The sequence below is a fragment of the Konateibacter massiliensis genome, assembly GCF_900184995.1.
Classification (GTDB): Bacteria; Bacillota; Clostridia; order Lachnospirales; family Lachnospiraceae; genus Lachnotalea; species Lachnotalea massiliensis.
In genome coordinates, this window is record NZ_LT860099.1 from 921,255 (window position 1) to 933,737 (window position 12,483).

12 protein-coding genes are annotated in these 12,483 nt (G+C 41.3%); 2 read left to right on the forward strand and 10 right to left on the reverse strand.

All coding sequences use genetic code 11. The features are described from left to right. Position 1 precedes the first annotated feature (1 nt). The 4 genes from hydE to CTY48_RS10150 are packed head-to-tail and all read right to left on the reverse strand — an operon-like array spanning position 2 to position 3,731. A complete protein-coding gene (hydE, locus tag CTY48_RS10135; protein WP_099468379.1) occupies positions 2–1,066 on the reverse strand; it encodes a [FeFe] hydrogenase H-cluster radical SAM maturase HydE in 1,065 nt (354 codons plus the stop codon). A gap of 17 nt (positions 1,067–1,083) precedes the next feature. Continuing rightward, positions 1,084–1,338: a TM1266 family iron-only hydrogenase system putative regulator gene (locus CTY48_RS10140; protein WP_099468380.1), complete on the reverse strand. Its 255-nt coding sequence runs from the start codon at positions 1,336–1,338 to the stop codon at positions 1,084–1,086. Next, on the reverse strand, positions 1,292–2,761 hold the full coding sequence (locus CTY48_RS10145; protein WP_099468381.1) for an ATP-binding cassette domain-containing protein: 1,470 nt from the start codon (positions 2,759–2,761) through the stop codon (positions 1,292–1,294). Before CTY48_RS10145 ends, CTY48_RS10140 begins: the two co-directional genes overlap by 47 nt. Continuing rightward, on the reverse strand, positions 2,727–3,731 hold the full coding sequence (locus CTY48_RS10150) for an ABC transporter substrate-binding protein (protein WP_099468382.1): 1,005 nt from the start codon (positions 3,729–3,731) through the stop codon (positions 2,727–2,729). Before CTY48_RS10150 ends, CTY48_RS10145 begins: the two co-directional genes overlap by 35 nt. A gap of 421 nt (positions 3,732–4,152) precedes the next feature. Between CTY48_RS10150 and CTY48_RS10155 the strand changes: the two genes are divergently transcribed. Continuing rightward, entirely contained in the window at positions 4,153–4,575 is a 423-nt protein-coding gene (locus CTY48_RS10155) for a GNAT family N-acetyltransferase (protein ID WP_099468383.1), read from the forward strand. A 22-nt stretch (positions 4,576–4,597) separates the two neighbouring features. On the opposite strand, the gene CTY48_RS10160 is transcribed toward CTY48_RS10155, so the two are convergent. The 3 genes from CTY48_RS10160 to CTY48_RS10170 are packed head-to-tail and all read right to left on the reverse strand — an operon-like array spanning position 4,598 to position 8,962. Further along, positions 4,598–6,886, reverse strand: a complete 2,289-nt coding sequence (locus tag CTY48_RS10160; RefSeq protein WP_099468384.1) for an ABC transporter permease — start codon at positions 6,884–6,886, stop codon at positions 4,598–4,600. Next, the gene (locus tag CTY48_RS10165; RefSeq protein ID WP_099468385.1) at positions 6,886–7,593 is read right to left on the reverse strand and encodes an ABC transporter ATP-binding protein; all 708 of its coding nucleotides are present in this window, start codon (positions 7,591–7,593) and stop codon (positions 6,886–6,888) included. The genes CTY48_RS10160 and CTY48_RS10165 overlap by 1 nt, the downstream gene beginning before the upstream one ends. Positions 7,594–7,597: 4 nt before the next feature. Further along, the gene (locus CTY48_RS10170; protein WP_180272700.1) at positions 7,598–8,962 is read right to left on the reverse strand and encodes an efflux RND transporter periplasmic adaptor subunit; all 1,365 of its coding nucleotides are present in this window, start codon (positions 8,960–8,962) and stop codon (positions 7,598–7,600) included. A 176-nt stretch (positions 8,963–9,138) separates the two neighbouring features. Here CTY48_RS10170 and CTY48_RS10175 point away from each other — a divergent pair, with 176 nt between their 5' ends. Next, positions 9,139–9,735 carry a TetR/AcrR family transcriptional regulator gene (locus CTY48_RS10175; RefSeq protein WP_180272701.1) on the forward strand — a complete coding sequence of 199 codons (597 nt, stop codon included), beginning with the start codon at positions 9,139–9,141 and terminating at the stop codon, positions 9,733–9,735. Between the two features lie 487 nt (positions 9,736–10,222). On the opposite strand, the gene CTY48_RS19695 is transcribed toward CTY48_RS10175, so the two are convergent. From CTY48_RS19695 to CTY48_RS10185, 3 genes are all read right to left on the reverse strand, one after another. Further along, positions 10,223–10,372, reverse strand: a complete 150-nt coding sequence (locus tag CTY48_RS19695; RefSeq protein ID WP_180272702.1) for a hypothetical protein — start codon at positions 10,370–10,372, stop codon at positions 10,223–10,225. Between the two features lie 154 nt (positions 10,373–10,526). After that, positions 10,527–11,432 (reverse strand): carbohydrate ABC transporter permease, encoded by a 906-nt coding sequence (locus tag CTY48_RS10180; protein WP_236354880.1) that lies wholly within the window; start codon positions 11,430–11,432, stop codon positions 10,527–10,529. Between the two features lie 2 nt (positions 11,433–11,434). Further along, positions 11,435–12,439: a carbohydrate ABC transporter permease gene (locus CTY48_RS10185; RefSeq protein WP_099468388.1), complete on the reverse strand. Its 1,005-nt coding sequence runs from the start codon at positions 12,437–12,439 to the stop codon at positions 11,435–11,437. Positions 12,440–12,483 lie beyond the last annotated feature (44 nt).

Genomic DNA, 12,483 nt, shown 5'->3' on the forward strand with positions numbered 1-12,483 from the left:
ACTATTCGTCTCCTTTTTCATTCGGAGAGAGAGGCTTACAGTCTCCTCTTGCCGATACAATCTTATAGCCGATTGCTTCCACTCTTCTGTTTAAACACTGTCTGCACTCTGCCGCTTCGTCTCCCGTGCAAATCTTATTGTCATAGAGCATATATTTTTTCCGCACACTGACAGGAGAAAGATTTGGCATCAATACATTGGCACCCGCCAGTATTCCTTTTTCTCTCCCCTTGCCGTCAAGCGTTCCAAGCGACGTGGTAGCCGGAATTAAAATATTCGGAAGCATCAGACGCAAAATGGAAATCAGGTTTAAGGTTAGTTCAACCGAACCGTTTTCAAAATCCTTAAACGGCGTATCCTTATGGGAAATAAAAGGTCCAATGCCGACCATCTGCGGTGACAATTCCTTGATAAACAACAAATCCTCCACAATATTCTCCATCGTCTGATAAGGGGAACCGACCATAAAACCACAGCCTACCTCGTAGCCGATTTCCTTCAGGTGATACAGACATTCCTTGCGATTTTTAAGTAACAGCCTCTCCGGGTGCAGTCTGCCGTAATGTTCCTCATTTGCAGTCTCATGCCGAAGCAGATAACGATCCGCTCCTGCCTGATAAAACCGCAGATAGGCTTCATAGCTTCTTTCTCCGATGGAAAGCGTTATCGCACAGTCTGGATAACTTTCTTTCATAGCCATTATAATCCCTTCCAGCTCATCGTCGGTATAATACCCATCCTCGCCCCCTTGCAGAACAAAGGTGCGAAATCCAAGCCCATAGCCTTCCTCGCAGCATTCCAGTATCTCTTTCTTGGTCAGGCGATATCTTGCCGCATTTGGGTTGCTTCTTCGTATGCCGCAGTAATAGCAGTCATTTTTACAATAGTTCGTAAATTCAATCAAGCCTCTGATATAAATCTCCTTTTTGTAGTACTCCTCTGCTTTTTTCACTGCAAGCTCATGTAAATAGGCTTCCTCTTCTTTCGTCATGTGCTTTAATAACTGTATATATTCCGTTTTTTCAAGCTCGCCAATCCGGTCAAGCTTCTCAATCAGTTCTCGCATATTCCTCCATTCAGACTTTATGCCTGTTTGCCTTTTTGATAAATAACCTTTGCCGAAATCCCTTTCAGTCTTCCGATTTTCCCGGACAAGGCGCTGATTTCGTCCGCCGGTGCATCAATTGCTATGCTGATCAGGGAAACCTCCTTCTGCGGATAGGGAATTCCCATTCTTCCGATTATAAATTTGCCATATTGACTTAGCAGAGTATTGAGCTGTTCCACTGCCTCATGCTCCTCCACCATGATTCCGATTAAAGCCACTCTCGTTTCCATCTATTATTTCTCCTTTTAACAAAAGAATATCCTCCCTATTGTGGGTGGATACCAATAAGGTTGCATTTTTCTTCTTCTCCAAAATATAAGTAGCCGTAATCCGCTTTGTCTCCTCGTCCAAACCAGAAAATGGCTCGTCCAGTATGATAAAGGATGCGCCCTTATTCATCGCTCGAAGGATTGCAACCCGCCTTTGCATGCCGCCGCTCAATTCCTTTGCCGCCTTACCTGTGCTCTCTTTTGGCAGCAGTCTTTCGTATTCTGTTTCTTCCAAAGACCTTCCTTTGGAAAACTCTCCAAACAAAAAGGCATTATCTCTCGCACTATATTCCTCCAACAGGCGCGGCTCCTGAAATACCGCTGCTGTATCGGAAAGGTCAATTTCCTTTATCTCTCCCGCATCTGCCTTAACTAATCCAAGCAGGATATGAAAAAGTGTTGTCTTTCCGCCGCCGGATGGAGCCATCAGACAGTAAGTCTTTCCCCGTTCAAGCTCAAGGTTGATGTCGCAAAGCACTTCTTTTCCTTGATAGCTCTTAGACAGATGTCTGATTTGAATTTTTTCCTGTGAAGCCGGTCTGTTGGCTATCTGTTTCTTTTCAGCCCTTCTCGTCTCCACTCCTCTTACCGCACGCACGCCAGACCCTCGCAGCGGATATACTGTCTTATACCGCCCCACAAGCCAAAGCACAAGCTTTTCCATCACATAGCTTGCCAATATAATAACAATCGTCCATGCGAACACACCTGCGGTATTTAAGTGAATCTTTGCCATATAAAGCCGCTCGCCAAAGGAAAAATCGGGTGTTCCGATTACCTCTGCCGCCACTCCCGACTTAAAGCTCATTCCGATTGAAATCTCAATTGAACTGATTAAAAACGGAAGCATTGCCGGAAAATATAAGTAAAAAAACTTCTTCCCGACACCCATGCGAAATACCTGTGCCATCTCAAGCAGCTTTTTGTCCGTGCTTTTAAGCCCTCGCATCGTGTGAAGATACACATTCGGAAACACAACCAAAAAGGCGATAAAAACAGCCAGATAACGCGAACCCGTCCATATCAAAAGCAGCACAACAAACGATGCAATCGGTATCGATTTTAAAAGTGAAATCACCGGTGAGAATAGTTCCTCCAAAAACGGTTTGAAAAAAGCTGCAATTCCAAAAAGCATACCCACCGCAAGACCAAGCAGAAAGCCGCCCATAATCCTGGTCAACGACATAAGAACAGTTCGATAAAACTCAATCTCCTGTAAATCCGAAGCCAGTTCTTTCAACACTGTGAACGGACCAGAAAGCAGAATCTCATTTTGAATAACGAGTGCCGCCAATTGCCAGACCACTATCCAAAACAGGAAAATGGTGAGCTTTCGAAACGTTGGTTTCTTATTTTTCATCTGAAATATAGTAGAAATCTTCATTCGGAAGTGCCCCTCCTACCGATTCTGCATTTTGTTCAAACAATACCTGCAAATAACCTTCCAGCGCTGTTTTTGCGTCTGCTCCGTCTATATAAGTAATGTTACAAAACGGAATTGCTTTTTCTGCAATTGCCGCTTTCTCAATGATTCCTGCCTCTGCCACAAGCGTTGCCGTCTCTGCGGGATTTTCATTTGCATAAGCAGCGCTCTCCTTATGCTCCTTCATGAAATGTAAGACTGCGCTCTCATGCTCCTGTAAAAATTCATTTCTTACAATCGTAACGCCTGTCACGAGCATACTGCCGCCTTCTCCCTGTGCATGATTCCATTCTTCATTTAAATCCATCACGATAGAAAGCTTATCGTTTTGCGCCAATGCTGCCGTCACAAAAGGCTGTGGTAACAATCCGATACTCTCCGGCTCTTCACTTAAAACGGCTGCCACCTCGGTCGCCTCCGACTTGTATTCAAGCGTCACCTCATCGGCAATCCCTGCCTGCGCCAAAAGATACGAAAGTACATAATCCGGCGTTGTTCCCTTTCCTGTCAGATACACTGTCTTTCCCTTTAAGCTCTCAAGTGAGGTGATACTGCTGTCTGCTGATACCATATACAAGACTCCCAGCGTATTAATGTCAATAACGGAAATTTGTCCCTCCGTCTTCGCATAGAGAACACTTGCCACATTGGCAGGCACAAGAGCGATATCCAGCTCCTTCTTGATGATAAGAGGAAGTAACGTATCCGCTGAGGCTTCCATTGTAAAGGTGTAATTATTTTTTGTTTCACCTTTGGAGGACTGATCCATCATGCTCATCAAGCCGATGGAGGTAGGTCCCTTCAATGCCCCAACTCTGATATCCGCACCCTCGTCATTTGTTTTCGCGCAGCCCCATAGCTGCATCATACAGACAAGTACCAACAGTGACGCGATTAACGTTTTTCTTTTCTTCTTAAAACCCTTTCCCATTTCTCTTCCTCCGTTGTTTTTCTATTCTTAATACATTTACAATCCATTTAAAGACTAAAAAATGCCCTATATTTAAGAAAATATAAGGCATACGTCGGCTTCATTCACAATTATGTTATCATGCCTTTTTTCGCAGAATCTATCTTTGAAATCAGATTGTAAGTTGGAATTCGCAAACAGAACGTATCTTTTTTGCTTATTCCTCTCTATTATACTACTTCTCTTGGGCAAACTCAATTAAAAAAGTGACGATAACTTGACATCTGATGCCTTTTTCAGTATAATCTAAAAAAATAGAAAAGCTGATGCATTCTTCACCGGAAGAAGCATATAAGGCATTCAAAAACAGACCGCAGGTACGGTGTGGCTTTCCACACTATAAGGTTTGTTTTTGAATGCCTTTTGTATAAAGGAGGACAATATGTTAATCAAAAAATATAATTATTTACCCGAAGGAGCAATACAGCTAAGAACAGATGTGTTTGTAAAGGAGCAAGGCTTCACCGAGGAATTTGATTCCATCGATGATATCGCCGTGCACCTGCTTCTGTTTGAAGATGAAATACCGGTTGCAACCTGCCGTTATTATTGGAACAAAGAAAAAGCTTCCTATGCCGTCGGACGTATTGCGGTTGCAAAAGCATATCGCGGAAAAGAGCTTGGCGCAAAACTGTTACATGAGGCAGAAAAACTGATTACCGAGGACGGAGGGCAGGAAATTTACCTTGCCGCCCAGACAAGAGCTGCCGGATTTTATGAAAAACAGGGCTATCTTGCGAAAGGCAATCCGTTCTATGAAGAATATTGCCTTCACACCAATATGTATAAAACCTTGCATCATTAACAGCCTGACCAGATTATTCTGTTTATTCCACTCCTTTTAGAGCATCCACCATATCAATCGTTTTTACCTTGCCGGACAACAAGGCATTTACAAGCATGGATACCAAAAAGGTTCCCAGCATGGAGTAAGCATAGGATAAAGCAGATACCACCGGCACCATATCCTGTGCTTCCGATAGGGTGGAACAAAGGACTGCAAGAAATTGATAACCGATTGGCATACCAATCAGAATACCTGCCACCGTTACCCATACATTTTGTGCCTGCAAAATCCCTCTGATTTTTCTGCTGCTAAAACCAAGCACTTTTAAGGTTGCAATTTCTCTGGTCTTCTCTACAAAGGTAAGCACTCCAAGATTGTATAAAACTACAATTCCAAGAACAACAGCGGCTGCAATTAAAATACCGACCATGATATTCATCATTTCCATGGTTTCGTCCATATCTTCTTTTAGCTGAGATATGTTTTGAATGCCCTGAATATCATCTTTATCTGCCAAATTATTCTGTGGCGTCTGATTCGTCAGCAACGCCGTAGGTTCAAATGCATATTCCAACTTTTCAAAGGTCTCTCGGTTCATGGAAATTCCTTGATTGGAAGGGGAGCGATACAACTGTTCAATCCTTGTCATCACCCAACGCTCATCTCCTATCATATGCCATTTGATAAAATCTCCAACCTCTACGCCAAGATTTTGGGCCATCTTATAGGAAAGCGCAATTCCATTTCGACTCAACTTCATGTGGTCGAGCTCTTCATTCTGAAAATGAATATAATTTCCGTCATCCAGTACCGTAATGCTTCCTGTTTTTATGACATCCTCCGCCGCTATTTCAATTGAACTTTCTTCAATGAGCTGTCCCGCATACTGGTTCGCGTAATCAATCTTGCTGGAAGCGGCTGTTTTTTCATTAAAAAGAATTTTGGTATTGCTTGTCATCAGCTCCTCGTACATCCAATATGCCATATCACCAACCGAATCCTTCATTCCAAAGGCACACACCATAAGCATCGTACAGCCTATGACTCCCACTACCCCCATAAGAGTACGCATTTTATTCCGAATCATATCTCGATAATTCCACTTCACAGAAAAACTGAGTTGATCCCATATCTTGCTTGTTTCAATAAAGGTAGGCTTGCTTTTCTTTGGGACCGGAGGCTTTAACGTTATTGCAGGAGGGTCTCTCAACTCTCTTCTGCATGCCAGATAGCTTACCAGCGTCGAAACAAGTACATTGATAATGATTGCCAGATAGGAGTTGTTTGAAACCGTCGTTTTCCAAACTGGAAGAATATACGCCTCCATCATGTTTGCTCGAAAAAGAAGCGGCAAATAAAGCCATCCCACGCAGGCTCCCGTAATGCCTCCCACCAGACTGATAAAAAATCCGTAAGACATATAGTGGTTTGTGATGGTATTCTTAGTAAAACCTAACGCCTTTAATGTACCTATTTGAATCCTCTGATTGGCAGTCATACGTGTCATAGTCGTCACGATACCTAATATAGCAATCAGCAAAAATACTACAGGAAATAAAAAGCCCATCATGATATGCTGTTCCTTTTCTCCGTCAAAGGTCGCATAGCTTAAATCCTGCTTTCGATCTGTCACCACCAAATCTTTTGAGTCCAGCGCAGCTTTTATACTGTCTTTCATTCTTGTTATATCTTGCTGTTTATCCATATCAACGATTATCTGATTATATACGAGCTGCTCCTGGACAGGAAATTCCTTGCCGGACAAAAAGCCATAGCCATAAGCGCCGTAATCAGGCATCATCGCTCCCTCATCCGCCAAATAAAACACATATTCCGGATGAATAATCAATCCTTTGATTTCCTCTGTAATTCTCAAGCCGTTGAATTCAATGGTGATGGTATCCCCGACGTCCAATTTCTGCTCCTTGGCAAATAATTCATCCAGCCAAATCCCCTCTTCCTGCGCATTAAATTCCACTCCGCTTTTTATAAAGAGCCGGGATACCTCATTTTCTTCTATAAAATTCAACTCCATATATGGATTGTTATCCAGATTGGCGGTTCCACTAAGCTGCAATCTTCTGCTTGCATGATTAATTCCTGCTATTTGGCTGATTTGCTTTACATCCTCACTGGTGAAAGTTTTACCCATCACCCACAAATCTGCCAGATTTGTCTCCTCATAATAAGAAGATGCGGAGGAACCAAGCCCGTTTCCTTCTGCATCCAACCCGACAAAAACCATCAGTCCCAAAAAAGACATAAGAAAAATAGAAATAAACTGCATCTTATTTTTCAATAAATCCCGCCATAATTTATGTTTTAGCATTACCAGCTCACCTCATTTGCATCAATCGGGTTCTCATTTATTGTAATACTTTCTATTCCGCCGTTTTTCACCCGTATCACCTTATCTGCAATCTCTGCAAAGAAGCTGTTGTGAGTCACCATAATAACCGTGTGTTTCTTCTCACTGCTCATCTTTTGCAGCAATTCGAGTACCCCTCGTCCCGTCTCCGTATCGAGAGCACCCGTAGGCTCATCACATAATAAAAGCTTCGGATTCTTAGCCAATGCCCTGGCAATGGAGGTCCTTTGCTGTTCTCCTCCCGACATCTGTGCCGGAAACTGGTGCATATGTTCTTCCAGTCCAACCGCCTTTAGACATTCCTTTGGATCAAGGGTATTTTCTTCGATATCCTTCATCAGCGCAACGTTTTCATATGCAGTTAGGGTCGGTATTAAATTATAAAACTGAAATACAACACCTACATTTCTCGCACGGTACTCCGTGAGCTGGTTATCGTTATATTTTGTAATATCCTTTCCTTCAAAAATAATCGAGCCTTCTGAGGCAGTGTCCATTCCTCCGAGCAGATTCAAAAGAGTACTTTTGCCTGCACCGCTGGGTCCCAGTATCACTACCATCTCTCCTTCATTTATCACTAAATTGACATGGTTTAATGCATAAAAAATTCGGTCACCGCGTTGGTAGGATTTTGCAACCTGCTTAAATTCAATAATTGGATTCCCCATTCTGCTACCCCCTAATTCCTGATGCCTTTTTCCCGATGCTGCTATCGGTAACCGCATCTGTTATGACCTGCTCTCCTTCTGTCAACCCATCTACAACCTCTACCAGATTATTTCCTTCAATTCCCTTAGAAAAATACTTTTTGGCTATCACTCCGTTTTCAATAACATAGCAGTAATCTCCTTCATCATCCGTATACACCGCCAAGGAAGATACCGCAAGAATATCTGTTTTTTCTTGTATCAATATATCTGCGTCTGCCTCCAGACCTATGTAAATTTTATCATCCGGCTTCTCAATATGCAGCTCTACCAAAACCTCCGGCTTATCAGAACCTTCTACTTCTGCCATCTTATTAATTTTACTGACTGTTGCGTCATATTTATTTCCCGCAACGCTGACTGTTGCCTTTTGCCCCTCTTCAATTTTGCCGATATCATACTTCGATACATTCATCGTTACCTTTAAATCGTCATAGCTTTCTAATACCAACAGCTTCGTTCCCTTCGGCACCATGGCTCCTTCCTCCACATTCAGGCTTGTCACAATCCCGTCAAACTCTGCTGTTATCCCCTGTGTTGCCTTTAAAAGCTCCTCTTCTGCCTGACTTTGTGTAAGCTGTGATGACTCTCCCGCCGCCTTTAACTGTTCTCGTGAGGCACTGTCAATCATGCTTGCATCCGCTGTCTTTTGCTGTGCTTTATATTCAGACTGGGAAGTCAGAAGCTGGGTAAGCTCCGTCTGGTGATATGCCAAATCTCCGGTTAAGGAGGCAACATCATAACTGTCATAATTCTCCTGAAGCTCATCAAGCTGCTTTTGCTGCTTCTTTAGTTGGGCCGCATCTGTTACAGCCGCCATCTGCGTTGTAAGCGCGGTTATTTCTGCTGCCACCTCCTGTGCACTTGTAAGAGATTCCTGTATACTGGAAACAGCATTTTTTTCATCGGCTATCTGCTGTTCTAATATTTCGAGAGAGGTCGCTGCATTGTTATAATTCACATTGTTTTTTGCATTACTGTTCACGCTTGCCTGATACCCTGCATCACTGGCTTTTGTTCCAAGTTTTGCCTGTTCCACGGCATTCTCCAAATCCGACGTATCAAAGGAAATCAGCTGTTCCCCTGCCGTTACGCTGTCTCCCTTTTTTACTGCCACTTCATAAATCCCTGCCGTCACATTAGAATAATAGGACTTTACGTTTTCACTTTCCACATTTCCGCTCACCTCCACAATCTGCGTGATTGAATTTTTGGAGGTCTGCTCTGTTGTAAGCTTCAACGGTTTATTACTATATAGTGTATAGCCTGCAATTAAAATTGCGGCGGTACAAACAATTATGATCCCATTCAGCCAGTACTTTTTTTTCATACTCATTTATCTCCTTCTGCTATATGCTTGTCAATTAATCTGAAATCCATTTCATATTTATTATAAATATTTCCTTTTTTATTGTCAACAGAAACATGAAACTTTTTTCATATTTACTTTTTTATTATTTAAAGTTATAATAAATTATTACTACGATTAGGAGGTGTATTTTTGCTTTGCAGGAAATCAGAGAACCAAAACAAAAACGCTCGATTGAGAAAAAAAACAAAATTATAATAGCCGGATATGAACTATTCTGCGAAAAGGGATATTACAATACTAACACAGCGGAAATCGCCAAAAGAGCCGGTGTTTCAACCGGTATTGTTTATAATTATTTTGCTGATAAAAAGGATATTTTTAACTCCGCCTTAGACTATATGAAAGAAAATATTCAGACGTCCATGTTGGACAGCCTGCAAACCTTCCAGTCAGATATTGATTTGAGAACTGCGGTAGAAAATATTATCGATATCACGCTGGATATACATCTTTCTGCATTGAAAATACATGAAGAAATTACTGCCATGGCCCATTTGGATGAGGATGTGAACAACTTTTTCAAAGAATTCGAGGAGAACTTAATCGGCAAGTTAGCCGAAATTCTTATCTTGCACGGATTGCATATTGAACATCCACACGAAAAGCTCCATATTGCTTATAATATGGTAGAAAATTTTTGTCATGAAACGTTATATCACAATCATGCGTGTGTGGACGAGCAGGTTATGAAGGAAATCATTATTGACACAATTGTTCATATGATATTGTAATTCCAAAACGGGCAAGCCCGTATCAATTCCCTCTCTCTCGCTCCCGTGGAACTTGGCACTTTATCGCGCCAAATGCAGTCACGAAATGACATCTTCCACTTGCATTCGTGCACATAATATAAATTATCGGAAGAAAACCAAGCACGAGCGACGCGAGTATTTGGTTTTACCTGATAATTTAGCGACAAAACAACGTTTTGGAGCGTTATCAGAAGTGATTTTTACTTCTGATAATGTAAATTATCGGAAGAAAACTAAGCACGAACGAAGTGAATATTGGGTTTTACCCGATAATTTAGGAGCTTAAGATTTAGGAACTGCCGGCTGCCATTGATTATATCGATTGGAAGCAAAGCTTTTATGATCATGTCCTTTTAGGTAAAACTAAATACCATAGTAATTTGATCAATATTGTCTAAAAAGAATAAAACAAACAGCCTGCAAACTATAATAGCTTGCGGGCTGTTTGGGGTTTGGTATAGTTAAACTAGTTTTCGGTTTCGCCTGTCTCTACATCTATGCATCCATCTGGAAACTCTGGAGAACAGACGGAGCGTTCCTGGTTCTGAGTGATTTCGTTTCCGTTTTGCGTACTTTTTTTACTTTGTTGATTTGCAGAATTTTGGGTTTTTTCCATAATATGTCCTCCTTGCTATTATTGTAAAAGTAATATTTTTAAGTATAGCATGATTTCTACGCAAATACAACATTGAACGTCAAAACTTTTGTATCTTGAAAAAGCCTTATGAAAAGCCATCGGCATAGTGCTGATGGCTTTCATTCATTTCATTCTATTCTTTCACTCCCCCGAGTGCAACTCCCGCAATAATGTATTTCGATAATGCAAAGTAAACTACAAATAATGGTAATACAGTAAGCAGCAAGCCTACATAGATAACTCCGTAATCAGAGCGGAACTGCTCACTTCGAAGCACCTGCACAAACATCGGCAATGTATACTTTGTAGAAGAAGAAAGAATAATTGATGGTGTATACAGGTTGTTCCATGAAGCGATGAAGGCAAATATCGCCTGTGTTGCGATAGCCGGTTTCATAAGCGGTACCGCTATCGTGTTAAAGGTGTAAAACTCTCCTGATCCGTCAATTCTTGCCGCATCAATGATTTCTAACGGCAATGCGGTCTTCATGTACTGTCTCATGAAAAATACAGTGGCCGGAGCTGCAATCGCCGGAATAATAAGCGGTAAGTAGGAATCGTTTAATCCAATTTGAATCATGAACTTATAAAATCCGATGATGGAAACCTGTGTCGGTATCATCATAATTGCAAGGATAAAGGACCATGCAAATCTTCTGAGTTTAAAATCATATACATACACTCCGTATGCCGTCATACTGGAGAAATATACGGTAAATATCGTTGCCGGAACCGATATGGTAAGACTGTTAAGCATAGCCTTCACAACAGGCGTTCCGACTCCTGCCGACTTATCGGCAAGCTTAGCAATGTTCGAGAAAAACTGGTTGCCCGGCAAGAAGGATAATCCCTGCTGTATCGCAGCACTTGGTCTTGTTGCATTGATTATCAATATGTAAAAAGGCAATATACTCATGATACATAATAAAATACAAATGATGTTTCGAAATAATTTTTGTCGTCTTATATTTTTGCTCAGGCTTTCTAAGTTGTCGCCCGAAGTTTTCATTTCCTTAATAGGAACTGCTCGTGTACTCATGCTTATGCTCCTTTCTTCCTTTTTCTAGACTTCTTTTCCTCATTGTCACCAAGAACAAAGAAAAAGAACATACTGATAATAAGTGTTACTAAGAATAATACAACCGAAGCTGCTCCCGCTTTACCAAAGTCTTTACTTGCCAAGGTAAGCTTTCTTATGTACATTGTAATCGTGGTCGAAGCAAAATCCGGAAGACCGTCTCCGCCTTGATTTACGTTGAACAAGGAAGGAATATCATACATCTGTAAGCCGCCGATTGCAGATGTTACCAATACAAATAATGTGATCGGCTTTAGAAGAGGCAATGTAATGTGAAAGAAAATCTGTTTGCTGCTCGCCCCATCCACCCTGGATGCCTCATATAAGCTAGGACTGATACCTAATATTCCGGCAATCAAGACAATCATCGTATTTCCATACCACATCCAGAACTGAATAAATGCAATCAATAGCTGGGTAGGAAGCTTGTGATCCATAAAGTCATAGTTCGCTGGAATAACACTTAGATTTTTTAAAAATTGTGTCATAGGTCCGTTAATACTGAACAGGGAATAGAATAATACTGCAAGACTCGCCGCTGTGATGATATTCGGCATAAACATTGTTACTTTAAAGGCTCCCTGTGCCTTCAGTTTAACTCTTGTATCGGTAAACCAAGAAGCCAATAACAAAGATAGAAGAATCTGTGGTATAAAGTTAAGCATCCACATAAAAATCGTATTTCCCAATGCTTTAAAGGTAAAGGTATCAAACAGTACCGCACCCTCTTTTCCTGTGTTAATGAACGCATTGGCTATGTTTTTGAAGCCAATGAAGTTCGGTCCGACTACCTTTAATCCCTTTGAGTAATATTCCATAAAACTCATCCATATTGTATAAATCAATGGCCACAACTGAAAGATTGCATATACAATAAAAAATGGGGCAATAAACAGATATCCGTACCGTCCGTATTCTACTGTTCTTCTTTTCTTCCTCACATTGTTTTTCTGACTAATATCAGCCATATTGCTTTTCACTCCTTACCTTTTATAATTTTAGCTATTTTATA

Bases quoted from the DNA above. Each gene is read 5' to 3' on its own strand.
- CTY48_RS10180 (WP_236354880.1), bottom strand. From the start codon at position 11,432: ATGAGTACACGAGCAGTTCCTATTAAGGAAATGAAAACTTCGGGCGAC.
- CTY48_RS10140 (WP_099468380.1), bottom strand. From the start codon at position 1,338: ATGGAAACGAGAGTGGCTTTAATCGGAATCATGGTGGAGGAGCATGAG.
- CTY48_RS10165 (WP_099468385.1), bottom strand. From the start codon at position 7,593: ATGGGGAATCCAATTATTGAATTTAAGCAGGTTGCAAAATCCTACCAA.
- CTY48_RS10155 (WP_099468383.1), top strand. From the start codon at position 4,153: ATGTTAATCAAAAAATATAATTATTTACCCGAAGGAGCAATACAGCTA.
- CTY48_RS10170 (WP_180272700.1), bottom strand. From the start codon at position 8,962: ATGAAAAAAAAGTACTGGCTGAATGGGATCATAATTGTTTGTACCGCC.
- CTY48_RS19695 (WP_180272702.1), bottom strand. From the start codon at position 10,372: ATGGAAAAAACCCAAAATTCTGCAAATCAACAAAGTAAAAAAAGTACG.
- hydE (WP_099468379.1), bottom strand. From the start codon at position 1,066: ATGCGAGAACTGATTGAGAAGCTTGACCGGATTGGCGAGCTTGAAAAA.
- CTY48_RS10145 (WP_099468381.1), bottom strand. From the start codon at position 2,761: ATGAAGATTTCTACTATATTTCAGATGAAAAATAAGAAACCAACGTTT.
- CTY48_RS10185 (WP_099468388.1), bottom strand. From the start codon at position 12,439: ATGGCTGATATTAGTCAGAAAAACAATGTGAGGAAGAAAAGAAGAACA.
- CTY48_RS10150 (WP_099468382.1), bottom strand. From the start codon at position 3,731: ATGGGAAAGGGTTTTAAGAAGAAAAGAAAAACGTTAATCGCGTCACTG.
- CTY48_RS10160 (WP_099468384.1), bottom strand. From the start codon at position 6,886: ATGCTAAAACATAAATTATGGCGGGATTTATTGAAAAATAAGATGCAG.